Source organism: Luteibacter sp. KNZ12-1A (genome assembly GCF_056755675.1).
Genome location: NZ_JBPGXU010000031.1, coordinates 18783 through 37845, shown reverse-complemented (window position 1 = coordinate 37845; position 19063 = coordinate 18783). Strand labels below are relative to the sequence as shown.

Genomic DNA, 19063 nt, shown 5'->3' with positions numbered 1-19063 from the left:
GGGCCCGGGCCCGGGGCCCCGGGCGGGTTTGGGTGGCTCGGGGGGGGGGCACGCGCCGGGGCCCGCGATCCCGTCTACCTCACTCTTCCGGCGACATATCCAAGGCCATCACGATCGCATCCTCCCGCCCGCCTCTCGCGGGGTAATACGAGGGCCGCCTCCCGATCTCGGCGAAGCCCAGCGAGTCATAGAGATCCTTCGCCACGGGATTCGACGGCCGCACCTCGAGGAAGATCCGCTCCGCGCCATACCAACGGGCGAGATCGATCAGCCGGCGCATCATCCGCCGCCCGTAACCGAGACCGCGGTGGGCGGCGGCGATGCAGACGTTCAGCACATGGGCTTCGCCCGCGGCCACGGAAAGGATGCCGTAGCCGGCGATATCGCCCTCATGGACGATCACCCAGCAGTTGTGTCCCGCCTGCATGCAGTCGCGGAAGATACCCGCGCTCCAGGGAAACTCGTACGACGCGTGCTCGATCGCCACGACGGCGTCGAGATCCTCGCGACGCATCGCGCGTACTTCGGTGGAGGGGCGAGCCACGGCGACCATGGGTTCAGGCTCCGCGCAGGGCACGTCCAAGGGCACGCAAGCCATTCCAGAGCCGGCGCTTCGCAGCCGCGTCGGCGACGATCGCCGCCGGTGTATCCACCAGCACGATGTGCGCCGCGCTCATCACCGCGGCCGGGAGGCCATGACCCAGGGCACGGGCCTGCGCCTCGCCGAAGACGAGGTACGCCGACGCCGCGGGCACATCGCCCAATCCGCGTTCACCCACCTCGAGCCGTGCGGCGCGTGCCGTCACCGGACCGAAGGCGCGCAACGCACGGCCCAGCAGGTCCAGTTCGCGTTCGCTCGCCCCGGCCGGAAGGATGACCACGCACGACACGCGGTCGCCTGCCGGCACCGGCCCGTCATTGGCGGGCTGGACGGCCGATCCGGACGACGCCTCGCCGAACCGCAGGCGCCAGGGCGTCACGCCCATCACCTTGAGCAAGCGTTCGCGGCGGTCGGGCACGGCGGACATCGCGCTTACTCCGAAGCCTTGGCTTGGCGACGCGTGCGCCGACGGTGCGCGGCGCGGCCCCACAGTGTCATCACCGGTCCGGACACCGTGTAGATCACCGCCACGGCGAACAGCACGCGGGCCGTGTCGATCAACAGCAGCACCACGATCAGCACCGCGGCGATCAGCCAGATGAAGGGAACGCGATCGCCCTTGGGCCAGGCCTTGAAGCTGTAGTACCGCACATTGCTGACCATGAGCAGCCCGGCGACCACCGCCAGCGGCATGGCGAAGAACGCCACGGACGGGCCCGGGATGTCGAACTTTTCCATCGTCCAGACAAAGGACATGCACAGCCCCGCGGCCGCGGGACTGGCCAGGCCCTGGAAATAGCGCTTGTCGGCAACGCCGACCTGGGTGTTGAAGCGGGCAAGGCGCAACGCGGCGCAGACCGCGTAGATGAAGGCCGCGGCCCAGCCGATCTTGCCCCAGACGGGGCCGTAGGCCACCAGCGACGACAACGCCCACGTGTACATGACCAGTGCCGGCGCGAGGCCGAAGCTGACCAGGTCCGAGAGGGAGTCGTATTGCACGCCGAATTCGCTCTGCGAGTTGGTCATGCGCGCCACACGGCCGTCCATCCCGTCGAGGATGCCTGCCACGAAGACGGCCAGGGCGGCCACGCCGTAGTGCCCGTTGATCGCGGACACGATCGCGTAGAAACCGGCGAACATGGCGCCCGTCGTGAACAGGTTCGGAAGCAGGTAGATACCGCGGTGACGCGGCCCCCGGACTTGGGTCGGATCGCTCATGGGCCATTCCGTGACATGGGCCGACAGTGTATCCCAGGCGCCGTGAAGCGTCAGTCCGGCACCGGCGAAGGGGCGTCCCGGGCCCGTTGACGGGAACCGCGACCCACGTCGCTTGCGCACCCCCACGCCGGGTGATACTTGTTTGCGCCACTCATCCAGCCAGCCGGAAACCCACATGCGCCGTTGCCTAGCTCTCGCACTCCTCGTGTCGGTCTGTCCCCTGGCCCTGGCCCAGGCTTACAAGTGGAAGGATGCCCAGGGCGTCACCCACTACGCCGACGCGCCCCCGCCGGGGGGCATGAAATACCAGAAGATCAAGACCTCGGGCACCGCCGAAGCCCCTGCTCCCGCCCCTGCGGCGAGCGCCACGGCCGCAACCGCCGCGAGTGACACGAAGGCGCCGGCCAGTGCCGACGACACGCCGGCCAATCGGCAAAAGCTCTGCGATCAGTTGCGCAAGAACCTCGACATCCTCAACAACGAGAAGGTCGTCACCATGGACGACGGCAAGGGCGGCGTGAAGCAGGTGGACGACGCCACGCGGCAGAGCCAGATCAAGACCGCCCAGGCACAGATGACGCTTTACTGCCAAAGCTGAAGCGGCGGCACGCTGGAAACCCCCTATAATCCCGGCTTTACCGTCGGGATCGCTTGCAGATGCGCCTCAGCCAGTTCCACCTCGCCACCGTCAAGGAAGTCCCCGCCGACGCGGAAGTCGTCAGCCACCAGCTGATGCTTCGCGCGGGCATGATCCGCAAGCTCGCCTCGGGCCTGTATACCTGGTCGCCGCTGGGCCTGCGCGTGCTGCGCAAGGTGGAAAAAGTCGTCCGCGAGGAAATGGTCCGCGCGGGCGCCGTCGAGATGCTGATGCCCTCCGTGCAGCCGCGCGAGCTCTGGGAAGAGACCGGCCGTTGGGAAAAGTTCGGCGGCCAGTTGCTGAAGATCAAGGACCGCAAGGAACAGGAATTCTGCTACGGCCCCACGCACGAAGAGGTCATCACCGACTTCGCGCGTAACGAGCTGAAGAGCTACAAGCAGCTTCCGCTCAATTTCTTCCAGATCCAGACCAAGTTCCGCGACGAGATCCGCCCGCGCTTCGGCGTGATGCGTGCGCGCGAGTTCCTCATGAAGGATGCGTATTCCTTCCATCTGACCCAGGAATCGCTCGGCGAAACCTACAAGGTGATGTACGAGGCGTATTCGCGCATCTTCACTCGCCTCGGCCTGGAATTCCGCGCGGTGGACGCCGACACCGGCGCGATCGGCGGCAGTGCCAGCCATGAGTTCCAGGTGCTCGCCGATTCGGGCGAGGACGCCCTCGCCTTCTCCGATGCGTCCAGCTACGCGGCCAACATCGAGCTGGCCGAAGCCGTCGCGCCTTCCACCGAGCGTCCCGCCCCGTCGGCGGAACTCACTCGTGTCGATACACCGAAGGAACGCACGGTCGAGGAGATCACGGCCTTCCTCGGCGTTCCCGCATCGCAGGTGGTGAAGACCATCCTGGTTCGCGGCCGCGAGGGCCTCGTCGCCCTGTGCGTGCGTGGCGACCACGAACTCAACGAGGTGAAGGCCGCCCACCTCCCCGAATTGCCAGATGAATCCGAACTGGCCAGCGAAGCGGAAATCGTCGCCGCCACGGGCACGCGTCCCGGCTTCATCGGGCCGGTGGGGCTACCCGCGTCGATCCCGGTCATCGTCGACCGCAGCGCCGCGGTACTCGCCGACTTCGTTTGCGGCGGCAACCAGGACGGCACGCATTACACCGGCGCCAACTGGCAGCGCGACGCACGGATCAACCGTGTCGCCGACCTCCGCAAGGTCGTCGATGGCGATGCCTCGCCGGATGGCAAGGGCACGATCCGCCTTGGCCGTGGCATCGAGGTCGGCCACATCTTCCAGCTCGGGCAGAAATACGCCGAGGCCATGGGCGCCGGCGTGCTCGACGAGCAAGGCAAGATGCGCACGATGTACATGGGCTGCTATGGCATCGGCGTCAGCCGCATCGTGGCCGCCGCCATCGAGCAGCGCCACGACGACGCCGGCATGATCCTACCCGAGGCCATGGCGCCCTGGCGCGTGGCCGTCTGCGTGATCAACCCGAAGAACGACGCGACCGTGACGGAAGCCGCCGAGTCGATCTATCAGCAATTGTCTCAGGCCGGCATCGAAACCGTCCTCGACGACCGCGGCCTGCGTCCGGGCCCGATGTTCGCCGATATGGAACTCATCGGCGTGCCGCACCGGGTGGTGGTGAGCGGCCGCGGCCTGGAAGCCGGCACCTTCGAATACCGCGCGCGCACCGACAGCGAAGCCCGCAATGTCACCCGCGAGGAACTGATCGCCCTGCTCGGCTGATGCCATGAAATTCGCCAGGGGCTCCAACACCGGAGCCCCTGTATCAGGCTGATGCAAGCCGCTCCCACCAATATCTATTCCTAACCGGTTTACTCGATGCTCTTGTGGGAGCCGCTTCGGCGGCGATGGGTGCTTGCCGTAACCTGGCCCGCTGCCGCGGGATCGCCGACAAGGTCGGCTCCCACACGTCTGCCGCTGTAAGGCTAATCCGATAATCGCTTCCTATTAGCCGACACATCCCCGGTCGTACTGCCATTATCTCGCCAATTGGGTCACAATTCCGGCGTTCGCATTATCAAGAAGGGCCAATGGCCCCATGCGAAACCCTTAATCAGGCAATAACCCGGAGATGCCCATGGCCGTCGATATCAAGAGCCTCAATCACAACCAGCTCAACGAGTTGATCACCAAGGCACAGGTTCGCCAGAACGAACTGCGCAAGGAAAAGGTCAGCAAGCTACGCGAGAAAATCAACGCGCTTATCAAGGCCGAAGGTTTCACCTTCGATGACGTGTTCGGCGCACGCGCGCCCAAATCGAAGCGTGCCGGTACCACCGTGGCCGCCAAGTACCGCAATCCCGCCGATCCCACCCAGACCTGGTCGGGCCGTGGCAAGCGCCCGCGTTGGTTCAACGAGGCGCTGAAGGCCGGCAAGAAGGAAAAGGATCTGCTGGTCTAATCCACGTTCATCGCCAGGAGCCGCACATGCCTCTCGTTCGAATCGATCTGCGCCGCGGCAAGGATGCCGCTTACCGCACCGCCCTGGGCAATGCCGTCCACGATGCCCTCGTCGGTATCGGCGTGCCGGCCGACGACCGTTTCCAGGTCATCGCCGAACATGACACCGAAGGCCTCGTGTACGACGCCCATTACCTCGGCATCGAGCGCAGCGACGATATCGTGATCGTACAGATCACCTTCAACGACACGCGTACGCTCGAGCAGAAGAAGGCACTGTACAAGGCGATCGCCGAGAACCTCGGCAAGGCGCCCGGCGTGAAGCCTGGCGACGTCTTCGTGAGCCTGGTGGAAGTGAAGAAGGAAAACTGGTCGTTCGGCAATGGCGTAGCGCAATACGCAAGCTGATGACCCGTGCAGCCGCCCCGCCTCTCAGAGTGAGCGGCGGGGGGCCACGATGAGGTCGCCGAACAGCAGGCCGGCTACCAGCGAGACGAGCAGCGTGACGCCGAGCAGGCCGGTGTCCATGCCGAGCGAGGCGTCGCGGTCCAGCAGGTACGACACGCTGCGGAAGCTGACCGACCCCGGCACCAGCAGGATGATCCCCGGTTCGCGGACCACCGCTCCCGGTTGCTGCGCGTAACGCGCGTACACATTGCTCAGCGAGCCCAGCAGCAGGCCGCCCACGAAAACGCCGAACGGCGCTCCCGGCAGGGATCCGGAAATACTGCCGCCCCATCGCGTGGCGAGGTAGCCCAGCACCACAGCCCCCATCACCACCAACCAGTCGCGCCGGGCGGCGCGGAAAAGGATGGCGAACGAAAACGCGCCCAGGATCAGCGACGGCCAGTCCGCCCAGCCCGGCAGAGGTGGCAGCGCGTAATTGCGGGGTTCGATGCCGAACGCTTCGCATAACTGGCTGGCCGCGACGGTGCCGAACGTGAGCTTGAGCAGGGTGGCGACCGCGCCGCCCATGCGCGCGACCCCGGCCACCAGGTGCTGGCTGGAAATCTCACGTACCGCCGTCGTCAGTGCCATGCCCGGCAGCAGGACGATCAGGCTGCCCAGGATCACCGACTTCAGCGCCAGCGGCACGATGTAGGCACTGACGACGGTCGCGATGATCGTGGCCACCATGGCACTGATGGCTTCGCTCGCCGCGGCCAGTCGCGGACGGCTGCCGGAGGCGACGGTGATGAGACCGATGATCACGCCGATCACGCCGGCGGTGACCAGGTCGGGCCACGCGCTATGCAGCAGCAAGGCCACGACGCTGGCGGCACACAGGCCATAGCTGGCAATCACGCCGAGCTCGGCACGGAAGGTTTCCGGCGCGCCGAGCTTGCGCAGCAGATGGAATCCTTCGCGCAGTTCCATCTGCCCATCGATCACCGCGTCGGCGATGCGGTCGGCCTCGCAGAGGCGCCCGAGATTCACGTCACCTGGCGGAAGCCGCATGACCTGGGTGACCTGGGCGACGCTTTCCTCGCCCTGCCCCAGGTCGGCGAAGGAAACGATGATCGCGGTGGGGCTGGACCATACCTCGGCCGACAAACCCAGCCGTTGCGCCGAGCGGCTGATGGCGGTCTCCAGGCGAGGTGCCGTGGTGCCGTACTGATGCAGCCGCCGCGCCAGTTCGGTGAGAAAGGCGATGCGGGTGTTGATCGCGGTGGTGGCGAAACCCACCGGCACGGTCAGCGGCGTGGCATCAGCCAACATCCACCGCCTTCACGCGCAGGGTCGTGCCGTCGATCCCGATCACCTCCACCGTGGCGCCGAGGGGCAGGTCCGGGCCGGTGACCAGCCACATGCCATCGCCCACCCTGGCCTTGCCACGGCCCTGCACGATCGGCTCGCACAGCGTGTAGCGCTGTCCGAGCAACTGTTCGCCCCGGCGATTGAGCCGCTCGTTGCCTGCGGGAATCCGCTCCAGCCGCGGCCTGACCACCTTCCAGTAGACGAAGCAGGAGACGAAGGCGAACGCCACGAACAGCACCGCCTGGGCCAGCGCGCCCATCCCGGGCAGCAGCAACAACACCACGCCCATGGCCGCGGCGGCGATACCGATCCACAACATGAAGTAACCCGGCAGGATCACCTCGCCACCGATCAGGAGCAGCGCGACGATCCACCAGAGGTAATGCACGGCGATCTGGTCCATGGCGATCAGCGCGGCAGCGGCGGTGTGCGGTTGGAGGCCTCCGCCGGCGCGCGCTGCTGCGAGGCGAGCGAGTCGCGTGCGAGCTCCGCGATACCTGCCAGCGAGCCGAGGATGCCCGTGGTCTCCATGGGCAGCAGCAGGGTCTTCTGGTTGGGCGACTTGGCCATTTCCTTCAGCGCCTCGACGTAGTTGTTGGCGACGAAGTAGTTCAAGGCGTTCACGTCGCCGCTGGCGATGGCCTGTGAAACCATCGTGGTGGCCTTGGCTTCGGCCTCGGCGAGGCGCTCGCGTGCTTCCGCCTCGCGGAATGCCGCTTCCTTCTTTCCCTCGGCCTCGAGGATCGCCGACTGCTTCTCGCCCTCGGCCTTGAGGATGGCCGCCTGGCGAAAACCCTCCGCGTCGAGGATGTTCGCGCGCTTCTCGCGCTCGGCTTTCATCTGCCGCGCCATGGCGTCCACCAGGTCGCGCGGGGGCGAAATGTCCTTGATCTCGATACGCGTCACCTTGACGCCCCACGGGTGCGTGGCCTCGTCGATCACGCCCAGCAACTTGGCGTTGATCGCGTCGCGCTGGCTGAGGCTTTCGTCGAGGTCCATCGAGCCGAGCACGGTGCGGATATTGGTCATGATCAGCGCAAGCGCCGCCATTTCCAGGTTCGCCACTTCATAGGCCGCCTTGGCGGCGTCGAGCACCTGGTAGAACACCACGCCATCCACGCGGACCACGGCGTTGTCCTTGGTGATGACGTCCTGCGAGGGGACCTCCAGCACCTGCTCCATCATGTTCATCTTGCGCCCGATCGCGTAGACGAACGGGATGAGGAAGTGCAGGCCCGGGGTGAGCGTGCCCGTGTACTTGCCGAACATCTCCACCGTCCACTCGTAGCCTTGCGGCACGATACGAATGAGCTTGGCCAGCACGATGATGGCGACGACCACCACGACCAACGCGACGACGATATTTCCCATGGCCTTGTCTCTCCCTATCCCGGTATGTCCCGGGAGTATAGGCGAAGCGCCTCAGGGCGAACCGGCGGGCAACACCAGGGTGACGCGCAGGCCACCACCCTCGCGATTGGCCAGGGCGATGCGCCCGCCATGGGCTTCCGAAATTTCGCGGGCCAGGGCCAGGCCGAGGCCGGTACCCGAACGCTTGGTGGAATAGAACGGCAGCAAGGCCTGGGCGAGCACCGTCTCGCTCATGCCCGGGCCACGGTCGGCCACTTCGATCAGCGTGTCGCGCCCGACCTGGTGCACGGCGACGGACACCTCCGTGGCATCCCCACCCGCCTCGTGAGCGTTCTTGATCAGGTTGATGAGAACCTGCTCCACCTGGGTCGGGTCGAACCAGCCGGGCTGATCGGGTGGCGGCGAGACAAGGCGGAATTGCGCATGCAGCGCCAGCGCGTCGAGGAAGGGAACCCACGGGACAGGCCGGGATTGCGGCGCCGGCAACTTGGCGAAACTGGCGTAGCCGGCGATGAAACTGTGCAGGTGTTTCGCACGGTCGCCGATCGAGGCGAACACCCCGGGCAATCGCGCCAGGTCGCCACGGCGAGCCAGCTCGGCACCCGAATGCGACAACGACGAGATCGGCGCCAGCGAGTTATTGAGTTCATGGCTGATCACCCGTATCACCCGCTTCCAGGTGTGCACTTCCTGGCGCGACAACTCGCGCGTCATGCGGCGATAGAGCTGCAGGCGGTGCGGACGCCCCTGCAGGCGAAAGCCACGCTGGGACAGGTGGAAGGTTTCCTCGCTGCCGTCCATCTCGACCGAGAACAAGGCATCCTCGCCACCGGCCGCCGCTTCACGCAGGCTCCCCGGCATCGCCGCCAGCACGGTGTCGAAATCCAGGCCCGCGAGCGCGCGTCCCTCGTTGAACAGGTGCCGCGCCGCGATGTTCGCGTAGGTGACCTTTCCGCTCGTGTCGGTGAGGACCAGCGCCACCGGCGTGTTCTGCACCACCGTGTCGAGCAACAGCTCGCGCTGGGCGAGGTGTTGGCGCTGGTCGCGCAGGGTCTGGCCCAGCGCGTTGTGCATGCGGATCAGATCGCCCAACTCGTCGCGCCGGGAGGTACCGATGGACATGCTGAAGTCGCCGTCGCGGTAGCTTGCCACCGCGCTTTCCAGCGCGCGCATGAGGCGCCGCAACGGTTCCACGAGCGCATGCGCCACCCAGGCCGACAGCGGCAGGAGCACCAGCAGGCAGATGATCAGCGCCGTACCGCCGTCGAACGTCTCGATGGGGGGGACCGCCGGCAGCTTGCCCGCCTTGTCCGGCACGGCACGTATCCAGGCCAGCACTTGCGGGAACGGCCAGATCGACACGCCTGCGAAGACCAGCGCGCCGACGATGGCCGAACCGGCCACGACGAGGGTCATGCGTCCTTCGAGCGAGAGGGTCTTCATGCAGGCGAACGTATCAGACCGCCAGCCCGTAGCGCTCCATGCGCCGGTAAAGCGCCTGTCGTGAAAGCCCCAGGGTGCTCGCGGCACGGCTGACCACTCCGCCCGCCGAGGCCAGCGCCGCCTCGACCGATTCGCGGCTGGGCTCGTCGAGGTTGCGGCTGGCGGCGGCCGCCGGTGGTGGAAGATTGAGGTGGACCGGCTCGATCCTGCCGTCCGCGGCAAGCAGCGCCGCACGCGCGATGGCGTTCTTCAATTCGCGCACGTTGCCCGGCCAGGTGTGGGCCAGCAACGCTTCCCGGGCATCCTCGCTCAGCGTGGCCCGCCCGTCGAGGAAGAATTCAGCGAGCGGAAGAATGTCGTCGCTGCGTTCCGACAGCGGCGGCAGGTTCACGTCGATCACGTTGAGCCGGTAGTAGAGGTCTTCGCGGAAGGTACCGGCTGCGATCATCGCCCTCAGGTCCGCATTCGTGGCGCTCACCACGCGAACCTTGGCGTGTCGCGTGCGTCCCGAGCCCAACCGTTCGAACTGGCCGGTCTCGAGCACGCGCAGCAATTTCATCTGGCCCGGCAGCGGCAGGTTGCCGATCTCGTCGAGGAACAAGGTACCGCCATCGGCCATCTCGAAACGGCCTTCGCGGGCCTTGTTCGCGCCGGTGTACGCGCCCGCTTCGGCACCGAACAACTCGGCCTCGATCAACTCGCCCGGCAACGCACCGCAGTTCACCGCCACGAACGGACCACGGCGTACCGCGGAATTGGCGTGCACGATGGCCGCGATGCGTTCCTTGCCCGCGCCGTTCGGGCCAGTGATGAGTACCGGCACGTCCGAACGCGCGACCTGGCAGGCCAGCTCGATGGTGCGGCTCATCGCTTCGGAAGCGAAGACCAGGCCATCGAGTTCGTAGCGGCTTTCCAGCGCTTCGCGGCGGCGGCGGCGCTCCACCCGCGCACGGGTCACTTCGCGGGTCGACTCGGACAGTTCGAGCAGATTCTCCACCGTGGCGAGAAGCTTGGTGTCGTCCCATGGCTTGGCCAGGTAATCCGCGGCGCCGGCCTTCACCAGTTCGACAGCGACCTCCAGGTGGGTCCAGGCGGTGAGCAGGATCACCGGGAGATCGGCATGACGGGCGCGGATCGCCTTGAACAGCGCCACGCCTTCCTCGCCCGAGGTGGTATCCGCGGTGAAGTTCATGTCCTGGATGACGACATCCACGCGTTCGCGCGCCAGCACGGCCAGCCCGTCGTCGGGCGTGAGGGCCACCAGCGGGCGGATTTCGCGCAGGCTGAGCGCAAGCGAAAGCGCCTCGCCCACGGCGGGGTTGTCGTCGATGATCAATACGCAGCGCATCTGGTCCCTTCGCATGCAGCCATGGATGCCTCTCCCGGCGAAAAGGTTGCGTCCCCGCCGGCACTCTTTTCCATTCTATCCACGGGTGGCCACCACCGGGGGCACGGATGCCGCCCGCCGGGCCGGGGCGAGGACGGCGGCCTGGCCCAGCAGCCAGAGCGCCACCGCCCCCACGGGAAGGTAACCGAGCGGAAGGCGCGGGAGTTCGTACTCGCGCATGAGCAGCAGGTTGATCGCATAGGCCAGCACCATGCCCAGGACGATGCCCATGCTGGTAAGAAGCAGGTTTTCCGTCTGGAAATAACGCAGCACATCGGCGCGGCTCGCGCCCAGGGCGCGGCGGATGCCGATCTGGCGACGGCGCTGGGCCACCCAGAAACTGGCCAGCCCGACGATGCCCAGCGCCGTGACGACGAGCAAGGCCACGCATACACCGACGAGCAGCACGGTCGTCGCGCGGTCCGTGGCGAAGTAACGGTCGCGTACCTCTGTGTAAAGTCGCTTCTCGATGATGACACGGCGCGGGTCCACCGCTTTCAGTGCCGCCGCCGCGGCTTGCAGCACCCTGCCCGCTTCGCCAGGACGGGTGCGGACCGTGAAGCCGCCGCCGTAGGTGGTGACCATGCGCCAGGGCAGCAACAGGGTTTCGTATACACCCGCCCGGTTCTGGTCGCCGGCCCGGGCCAGCCGTTCGACGATGCCCACGATGTGGAATTCCTCGTCGCCGATGAAGATGCTCCGGCCGATAGCCGATTGGCCGGGGAACAGGCGCTGGGCGAGCGCCTGTGTCAACACGACCACCGGGCTTCCCCGCACCTGCTTCCCGGCGTGATCGTCCACCCAGGTGTACTCGTCGGGACGGATGAAGCGTCCGGCGACGAGGCGAAGGGCCAGCGTTTCGGCCGCCGCTTCACCGTAATACGCGCCGGCTTCCACGGACGGCATCGACTGGTCGCGCGTGAGTCTCACCGGGGTGTTCCACGAGGAGGGGCCGAACGGCAGGGAGTTGGTCACGGTCGCCGCTTCCACGCCCGGGACGGCACGTAGCGCCGCGAGGTCCGCCTCGATCCGGGCGTGCGTGTCGGTGCGCGGGCCGATGTCGGAGACCATCAGGCGAACGATACGGTCATCGTCGATCCCGCTGGATGTTTGCATCCAGCGTAGCCGGTCACCGATCAGGAAAGTCGCGTTGCAGAGGATCGCGCACGTCAATGCGATCTGCAGGACGATCAGCGTCGCCGTGAGCTTATGCCGGCCGAGCGTCGAAAGGATGGGTCCGATATCCATGCGCATCATTGGCTCTTCAATTGCAGCGCCGGGGGAATCCGGCATGCGCGCCACGCCGGCAGCAGGCCCGCGGCGAGCGCGGCGAGCAGCGAGACGAGGAAGGTCGCGGCCAGCATGGTCAGGTCGAGGTGGGCCAGTTCCGCCGAGGGACCCGGTTGCATGCGCACGATCGCGAGCCCGAGCAAGGCCACCGCCAGGCCTCCGAAACCACCGGCCAACCCCACGATGCCAGCCTCGGTCAGCAGTTGCGCGAACACGCTGCGCCGCGACGCACCCAACGCACGGCGCACGCTCACCTCGCCCGCCCGGCGCATGAACTTCGCCAGCATCAGGCCCACGGTGTTGACCAGGCAAACGACGAAGAAGCCGAGCGAGAGCCACACCTGCAGACGGACGTCATCGGGAACGACTCCTTTCTCGTCGAGGAGGTGCATGACGTCGGTGAGTTCGGCACGCGCGGGACGATCGTATCGGCCCGACGCGGCCTGCTCACGCGCATAGCCATCCAGGAAAGTGCGATAGGAAGCGATGGCGGCGGCATCGTCCAGTTCCACCCACAGCTGCAACCACACGCAGCTCGCCGACTCCATGTGCTCTTCGTCGCCGGACCCCATGCCCCAGCATTCGACGCCGCCGTTACGGGTCATCCGCATCGCCCGCGAGGTGGTCAAGGGCATGAACACCTGTTCCGTCGCACCATAGGAGGTGGTGTTCAGGTCATAGAAGTGCGGTACGGGCCTCCATGGTTTCAGGACACCGACGATGCGAAGGTCCGCGCCATTCGCATGGATCATCCTGCCGACGCTGTTTTCACCGTGGAAGAGCCGGTCGTTCAGTTCGGCGCCGATCACCGCGATATGCGCACGTTGTTCGTCCTCGGCAGCGCTCCACGCTTGTCCGTAGCGGAACGGCGTATCGAACATGCCGAAGAAGTCCGCGCTGGTGTAGCGGGCCGAGACAAAAAAAGGATCGATCGACGGATCGTCCGGCTGGATCGGCACGGCGCCACCGGTCATCAATGCCTGCCGGTGCGCGCGCCGGGCATGCAGCAGGTTCATGCCATCCGTCCAGGTCACCTGGGCAGGCAAGTCCGTCGAGAGGTCGAAGCCCCTCAGGCCGCGCGGATCGAGCCGAGGCATGAAGATCGATCCGCTGCGTCCCGGCAGCGGATCCCCCGACAGCACGTGCAGTACCGTCAGGGTCGTCATGCTCGCCCCGATCCCCAGGGCGATGGCGATAATCATGAGCGCCGTGAGCGCCCTGCTCCGCCGGAGACTGCGCAAGGCGAGCTCCAGGTAATAACCGAACATCGGATTTCCCAGTATCAGACGCTGCGCGTGGCTTCCACCGGCGACACCTTCGACGCACGCAGCGCCGGCGCGAACACCGCGACCTGGCCGAGACCAAGCAGCACGACGACACCGACCAACACGTAGGTGAAGGACAACCGTTTCATTTCGAAGTGCGTGAACATCCACTGGCTGAGGCCCACCGCCAGGACGACGCCCAACACGACTCCCGCCAGCGCGATCAGGAAATTCTCCGTCATGAAGTAACTGAGGATATCGCTGCGCCTTGCGCCCAGCGCACGGCGCACGCCGATCTGCTTGCGCCGCTGGCCGACCCAGAAGCTGGACAGGCCGACGATGCCGGCGGCGGTGATCGCCAGCAATACGCCGCAGACCACGCTCATGAGGATGGCCATGCCACGATCGGCCTCGTAGGCGCGGCTGCGGATCTTGTCGTACGTGCGCACGCCTGATTTCTCGGGCAGGACACGCATGCGGTTGATCCCGTACAAGGTCTTGGAAATGGCCTTGAAGACGGCATCCTGCTCACCCGGACGGGTACGCACCAGGAAATGCTGGTACCCGCTGTTGAAGATCACCGGCATGATCGTTACGTTGTCCATATGATCGTAGTCGGTCCACGGCACGGTCAGCTTCTCGACGATGCCGATGATCGTGGACGGCTTGCCCTTCGACAGATAGATCGTCTTGCCCAGCCCGTCACCTTTCGGGAAGAGCTTGTCGACGATGGCCTTGGTCACGATGACCTGCGGCGGCGCAGGCGTCTGCTGCGGCTGCACGGTGACGATCTCGCCAGGATTGAAGTTGCGTCCGGCGATCAGGCGCACGCCCAACGTCTTCAGCGTCTGCTCGTCGCTGAAATACAGGGCGGTGGGCAAACCGTCCTTCGTGCCATCCGGCTTGGTCTGGATACCCGTCGACCAACCGCCCTGGCGGAGGGGATAGGCGTTGGTCGCATAGGCCGACTCGACGCCCGGGATCGAACGCAGCGCCTGCACGTCGGTCTTTATCAGCGGCACGAAGTTCGGAGGCGAGCCGACGTAGCGATTCTGCACCGCGATCAGGTTCGATTCGTCCAGGCCCGTGATTCGATTCACCCGGTCGACGCGCTCGTGGACGATGAACAGCGCGTTGCACACGATGGCGAGGGTCAGGGCGATCTGCAAGGCGATGAGGATCGTGCCTGCCTTGTGCCGGCGCAGCGCGGCGAGAATGGGCTTGATCTGCATGATCGTGTCCTCAGTTGGATTTCAGCTGCCAGGCAGGCTGCACCTGTGCGGCGCGCCACGTGGGATAGAAGGCGGCGACGACGGAGGCCACGATCGCGACGACGAGCGTCAGCAGGATCAGGACCGGGTCCAGTGTCGCCAGGCGCGCGATCGGTTCGGGGAAGACCAGGCCGACACCAAGCACGCCCAGACCCGTCAACAACAGCCCGAGGATGCCGCCGGCGACGCCGATCGTGCCAGCCTCGATGAGGAACTGCGCATAGATGTCCTTGCGCGACGCACCGAGCGCACGGCGTACGCCGATCTCGGGAGCGCGACGCATGAACTTCGCCAGCAACAGGCCCACCGTGTTGACCAGGCAGATGACCAGGAAGCCGAGTGACACGACAAGGGACACCTGCGATTCCGGTGGCACCACGCGCTGCACATCGAGCCAGTCCATGACATCGCGGACCCTCACGTTCGGTGCCCAGCGAAAACGGCCCGCGCGCTGCTGCTCGGCGGCGTACCCCGTCACATAGCTGCGATAGGCGTCGACATCGGCCTTCGTCGGCAGCTCGCTCCACAGCGACAGCCAGACGCATTCCGACTGCAGGTAGTTGGCCCAGCCCTCCGCCGGTTCGGCCACGCAGTTGTTATTGCCGTTCGTGGCCATCTGCAAGTCGACCGCGCGATTGAACGGGATGTAGACCGATGCGCCTTCGTCGAAACCACCCGTGTTGGGCACGTCGAAGAACAGCGGCTGCGGCGCCCAATCCTGGATGACGCCGGTGATCCTGAACAGGCGGCCGTCGAGGTTGATCTGCCTGCCGACACTCTGGGCGCCGTTGAAGATCTTGTCGTTCGCGGACTTCGTGATGACGGCGACGCTGGCATGCTTCTCGTCGTCCTCCGGCGTCCAACCGCCACCCTGGATGAAGGGTACGTCGAACATCGGAAAGAAGTCCGAACCCGCGGCATAAGCACTTTGGCGGGTAGGCAAGCGCGCTGGATCGTCGGGAATGATCGAGACGCTCACGGGATAGATGATCGTCTGGCGTTTCGCCTTGTGCGCACGGAGCAAGGCCGTCGCGTCCTTATAGTTCAGTGACGCGGGCGGTTCGCCCTTCTCGGTGTTCTCCGGGCCGAACGCGTCCACCTGCGTATTGAAGAGCACGCTGGATTTCTGCGGGATCGGATCGCGCGCCGTGGCGCGGAACACCGAATACGTGGTCATGGACGCGGCCACGCCGAAGCCGATCGCCATCACCATCAGGGCGGTAAGCATCGGGTTGCGGCGCAGGCTGCGCAGGCCGAGTTGCAGGTAGTAACTGAACATGGGACTCCCCCCGGAACGGCGGACGCTGTATCAGGAATTGGCGACGTGGGCATGGGCGTGGAAGCGCGGTTCTTCCGCGAGGTCCACCACCTGGCCGTCGATGACGTGCACGTTGCGCTGCGCACGGGCGGCGAGTTCCGGATCGTGCGTGACCATCACGATGGTGGCGCCCTCGCGATGGATCTCCTCCAGCAGTTCCATCACGCCGCGAGCCATCTGCGTATCCAGGTTGCCGGTCGGTTCGTCCGCCAGGAGCAGGCGCGGCGAACCGGCAAGGGCGCGTGCGATGGCCACGCGCTGCTGCTGGCCGCCCGACAGTTCCGCCGGATAATGCTTGGCGCGGGAAGCCAGGCCCACGCGTTCCAGCGCGTCCATGATCCGTTGCTTGCGCTCGGCCGACTTCATGCCGCGATAGCGCAAGGGCACTTCCACGTTGTCGAACACGTTCAGGTCGGGGATCAGGTTGAATGCCTGGAAGATGAAACCGATCTTCTCGTTGCGGATGCGCGAACGGGCATTGTCGTCGAGCTGGCTCACTTCGACGCCGTCGAGGTGGTACTGGCCGCCGGTGAAGGTTTCCAGCAAGCCCGCGATGGTGAGGAAGGTGGTCTTGCCCGAGCCGGAGGGGCCCGTCACGGCGACGAACTCGCCTTCCTTCACGTCGATGTTGAAGTCGCGCAAGGCGTAGGTCTCGACGACTTCCGTGCGGTAGACCTTGGCGAGATGGGTCATCTTGAGCATGGGTTTTCCCTCTGTTAGCGGCTGATGGCGACGTGCTTGGCGTCGCCGAAGGTGTCGGCGCCGGAGATGACGATCTTGTCGCCCTCCTTCAGGCCGTCGAGTATCTCGACCTTGTCGATGCTGCTCGCACCGACACGGATGTCACGGCGATCGGCCATGCCGTCGTTGACCACGAAGGCATAGCGCCCCGCGCTTTCGTCGACGAAGGAACCGCGCTGCACGGTGAGTACGTTGTCACGCCTGTCGAGCAGGATGCGCACCGAAAGACGCTGGCTCTGGCGCAGCTGTTGCGGGGTCTCGCCATCGAAGCGCAGTCGGGCGGCGACTTCGCCGTTGACCACTTCCGGCGACACGGCGCTGACCTTGCCGTTCCACGTCTTGCCGTTGCCGGAGATCTCCCCCGGCATGCCGATGGCGAGGTCGCGTGCAAAGCTCTCGGGCACCTTCATTTCCACTTCCAGCGCGGAAAGGTCGATGACGCTGAGTAGCTGGGCGTCCTTGGCCACGGTCGCGCGCTCGGCGATGAACAACTGGCCCACCTGGCCGTCGACCGGCGACTTCACGTTGAGGTCTTCCACCTGGCGTTCCAGGTCCTTGACCAGCAGCACCTGGCGATCGTGGGCGAGCTTCTTCGCCTGCACGTCGAAGGTGAGGCTGTCGTTGTCCATCGCGAGGTCGGACTGGGCGTGCTTCGCGGTCACGGCCGCCTTGTCCAGGGTGGACTTCGCCTTGTCGACATCGGCGACCGGCACGGCGCCCTTGTCGAAGGCCGTCTGGTAGCGCTTGAGGTCGCGCTCGGCGGCGGTCTGGTCGATGGTGGCGTTGTCGAAGGCCTTCTGCAATTCGGAGCGTTTCTTCTTCGCGTCGATCTGGGCGCGAAGGAACTCCACTTCCATGGCATCCGCCGCGGACTTCTCCTGGGCGAGCTTGCTGGTCAGTTCGGGGCTGGTGATCACGGCCAGCAACTGATCCTTCTTCACCACGTCGCCCGCGTGCACCTTCAGCACCACGGCACCGGCCGAAGCGGCGTACATCGTGGGGCTCACCGCCGCGACCACCTTGCCTTCCGCCGCGATGTCGCGGACGAAGGGGCCACGGGTCACGGTACCGAAGGACAGGCGCGAGGCGCTGACCGAGGAGTCCGCCGAGAACATCGTGGCCATCCGGGGCACCGCCAGCACGATGGCGACGATCGCCGCCAGGCCGGCCGCGGCATAGACGAGCTTGCGGCGATGGTTCGGACGGACTTCGACGAGACGGTCCTGGGCGGAGGTATCGCGGATCATGGTGGCTTCCCTGGGCTGCTTGCGGGGATATCGAGCAAGCAGCGTGCCAAGCCATAATCCGTCAATCGATCAGCGACTTAGAACGTCTCGTGGTCGAAAGACATGTGTCCGCGGACAGAATGTCCGGACACTCGGGCCCGCGGACAGGCCCGGACGGGACACGCCACTCAGACGGCGATGCCCACCGATTCGGATACCGCGATGTCGCGTGCGACACCCCTGCCCAGCGAGGAGATGGGTGCATCGCAGGCGCCGAGCACGGTGAAGCCGGCCAGCCGGCGGCGGGTGAAACATAGGATGCGGGCACGCGAGGCGCGCAACCATTCACGGTCCGGTGCACGATGCACGGGCTCGTCGATGGGCAACGCATCCGCGAACAAGCCGTCCCACGCGAGATAGTCGGTGTCGGGAAGCAGGTAGATGCGCGCCAGGACGTGGCCCCTCCCGCTTACGCAGTCCATCCACTCGCGTGGACCTTCCGCGGTAACGGTGCAGGTAAGGCCCACGTGATGCGTGGCCAGCAAGGGAGCCAGGTCGGCGGACTCCACGAGACAGCCGCGAGGTTCGTCCTGGCCGCTACAGGAGGCGTCGCGCGGGGCGAGGAAGAGCACGCCGCCGAGCTGGCCCAGCCCCTCGAACAGCGTTCGTGGCGCGAGCGTGAGCCAGCGCGTGGTGGCGGTGGAACGGGCGCGCGATTGCACGCCGAAGGATGCGAGCCAGCCGAACATGGCGTCTCCCGATGACGAAGCGGTCGAGGGATGCCTGGCTGGGCGGTCCGGGGAGAATCCGCGTGGCTTGGCGTCGGGGAGAAGGTGCGTTTACTTGGTGAGGATGAGTTTGTCGTTGCGGGTCAGGCGCAGGTGGTATTCGCTGCCCTGGTGCTCGATGACGAGCTCACGCGAACCGTCGAGCAGGTTCGTGCTCTCGATGCGGCGGGTAGCCACCGGCGCGGCACGAAGCGGGACGACTTTTTCGCGGCCGCCGTTGTCGGAAAGGGGGAGCGTTCGAAGCAGCATGATCGGGACTCCGCGGTTGAGGGTGCGGAGTTGATGATAATGATTCTCACTTACGCGTCAAGCCCCACGGCGGCTTTGTGGGAGCCGCTTGAGGTGGGAGCCGA

20 protein-coding genes are annotated in these 19063 nt (G+C 66.0%); 4 read left to right on the top strand and 16 right to left on the bottom strand.

Annotation, left to right across the window (positions count from 1 at the left end; translation table 11 throughout):
* Positions 1-79: 79 nt before the first annotated feature.
* The 3 genes from rimI to pssA are packed head-to-tail and all read right to left on the bottom strand — an operon-like array spanning position 80 to position 1819.
* Positions 80-553: a ribosomal protein S18-alanine N-acetyltransferase gene (gene rimI / locus ACR9ZJ_RS08875; RefSeq protein WP_481287557.1), complete on the bottom strand. Its 474-nt coding sequence runs from the start codon at positions 551-553 to the stop codon at positions 80-82.
* A 4-nt stretch (positions 554-557) separates the two neighbouring features.
* Positions 558-1028 (bottom strand): hypothetical protein, encoded by a 471-nt coding sequence (locus ACR9ZJ_RS08870; protein WP_481287556.1) that lies wholly within the window; start codon positions 1026-1028, stop codon positions 558-560.
* 5 nt (positions 1029-1033) lie between these two features.
* Positions 1034-1819: a CDP-diacylglycerol--serine O-phosphatidyltransferase gene (pssA, locus tag ACR9ZJ_RS08865; RefSeq protein ID WP_481281109.1), complete on the bottom strand. Its 786-nt coding sequence runs from the start codon at positions 1817-1819 to the stop codon at positions 1034-1036.
* A 175-nt stretch (positions 1820-1994) separates the two neighbouring features.
* Between pssA and ACR9ZJ_RS08860 the strand changes: the two genes are divergently transcribed.
* The 4 genes from ACR9ZJ_RS08860 to ACR9ZJ_RS08845 all read left to right on the top strand — a co-directional run bounded on the left by ACR9ZJ_RS08860 (position 1995) and on the right by ACR9ZJ_RS08845 (position 5260).
* Complete coding sequence (locus ACR9ZJ_RS08860; RefSeq protein WP_481287555.1) at positions 1995-2417, top strand: DUF4124 domain-containing protein; 423 nt, start codon at positions 1995-1997, stop codon at positions 2415-2417.
* A gap of 59 nt (positions 2418-2476) precedes the next feature.
* A complete protein-coding gene (locus ACR9ZJ_RS08855) occupies positions 2477-4174 on the top strand; it encodes a proline--tRNA ligase (RefSeq protein ID WP_481281111.1) in 1698 nt (565 codons plus the stop codon).
* Positions 4175-4529: 355 nt separating this feature from the next.
* Entirely contained in the window at positions 4530-4853 is a 324-nt protein-coding gene (locus tag ACR9ZJ_RS08850) for an H-NS histone family protein (RefSeq protein WP_306852161.1), read from the top strand.
* A gap of 26 nt (positions 4854-4879) precedes the next feature.
* The gene (locus ACR9ZJ_RS08845) at positions 4880-5260 is read left to right on the top strand and encodes a tautomerase family protein (RefSeq protein WP_426287113.1); all 381 of its coding nucleotides are present in this window, start codon (positions 4880-4882) and stop codon (positions 5258-5260) included.
* 24 nt (positions 5261-5284) lie between these two features.
* Here the strand turns inward: ACR9ZJ_RS08845 and ACR9ZJ_RS08840 are convergent, their stop codons facing one another.
* The 13 genes from ACR9ZJ_RS08840 to hemP form a co-directional block, all read right to left on the bottom strand.
* A complete protein-coding gene (locus ACR9ZJ_RS08840; RefSeq protein WP_371022096.1) occupies positions 5285-6571 on the bottom strand; it encodes a threonine/serine exporter family protein in 1287 nt (428 codons plus the stop codon).
* On the bottom strand, positions 6561-7013 hold the full coding sequence (locus tag ACR9ZJ_RS08835) for an NfeD family protein (RefSeq protein WP_481281113.1): 453 nt from the start codon (positions 7011-7013) through the stop codon (positions 6561-6563). The genes ACR9ZJ_RS08840 and ACR9ZJ_RS08835 overlap by 11 nt, the downstream gene beginning before the upstream one ends.
* Positions 7014-7018: 5 nt before the next feature.
* Positions 7019-7981, bottom strand: coding sequence for an SPFH domain-containing protein (locus ACR9ZJ_RS08830; RefSeq protein WP_481281114.1), 963 nt, complete (start codon positions 7979-7981; stop codon positions 7019-7021).
* A gap of 51 nt (positions 7982-8032) precedes the next feature.
* The gene (locus ACR9ZJ_RS08825; protein WP_481287554.1) at positions 8033-9424 is read right to left on the bottom strand and encodes a sensor histidine kinase; all 1392 of its coding nucleotides are present in this window, start codon (positions 9422-9424) and stop codon (positions 8033-8035) included.
* A 13-nt stretch (positions 9425-9437) separates the two neighbouring features.
* Positions 9438-10772 carry a sigma-54-dependent transcriptional regulator gene (locus ACR9ZJ_RS08820; protein ID WP_481287553.1) on the bottom strand — a complete coding sequence of 445 codons (1335 nt, stop codon included), beginning with the start codon at positions 10770-10772 and terminating at the stop codon, positions 9438-9440.
* 75 nt (positions 10773-10847) lie between these two features.
* Entirely contained in the window at positions 10848-12059 is a 1212-nt protein-coding gene (locus ACR9ZJ_RS08815; protein ID WP_481287552.1) for an ABC transporter permease, read from the bottom strand.
* Positions 12060-12064: 5 nt separating this feature from the next.
* Entirely contained in the window at positions 12065-13369 is a 1305-nt protein-coding gene (locus tag ACR9ZJ_RS08810; RefSeq protein ID WP_481287551.1) for an ABC transporter permease, read from the bottom strand.
* Between the two features lie 14 nt (positions 13370-13383).
* Complete coding sequence (locus tag ACR9ZJ_RS08805; protein ID WP_481287550.1) at positions 13384-14598, bottom strand: ABC transporter permease; 1215 nt, start codon at positions 14596-14598, stop codon at positions 13384-13386.
* Positions 14599-14608: 10 nt separating this feature from the next.
* Positions 14609-15916: an ABC transporter permease gene (locus ACR9ZJ_RS08800; protein WP_481287549.1), complete on the bottom strand. Its 1308-nt coding sequence runs from the start codon at positions 15914-15916 to the stop codon at positions 14609-14611.
* 30 nt (positions 15917-15946) lie between these two features.
* Positions 15947-16657, bottom strand: coding sequence for an ABC transporter ATP-binding protein (locus tag ACR9ZJ_RS08795; RefSeq protein WP_481281121.1), 711 nt, complete (start codon positions 16655-16657; stop codon positions 15947-15949).
* Between the two features lie 14 nt (positions 16658-16671).
* The gene (locus tag ACR9ZJ_RS08790; RefSeq protein ID WP_481281122.1) at positions 16672-17943 is read right to left on the bottom strand and encodes an efflux RND transporter periplasmic adaptor subunit; all 1272 of its coding nucleotides are present in this window, start codon (positions 17941-17943) and stop codon (positions 16672-16674) included.
* Between the two features lie 167 nt (positions 17944-18110).
* Complete coding sequence (locus ACR9ZJ_RS08785) at positions 18111-18671, bottom strand: hypothetical protein (RefSeq protein ID WP_481287548.1); 561 nt, start codon at positions 18669-18671, stop codon at positions 18111-18113.
* Positions 18672-18761: 90 nt separating this feature from the next.
* Positions 18762-18959 carry a hemin uptake protein HemP gene (hemP, locus tag ACR9ZJ_RS08780; protein WP_306851602.1) on the bottom strand — a complete coding sequence of 66 codons (198 nt, stop codon included), beginning with the start codon at positions 18957-18959 and terminating at the stop codon, positions 18762-18764.
* Positions 18960-19063: the final 104 nt, after the last annotated feature.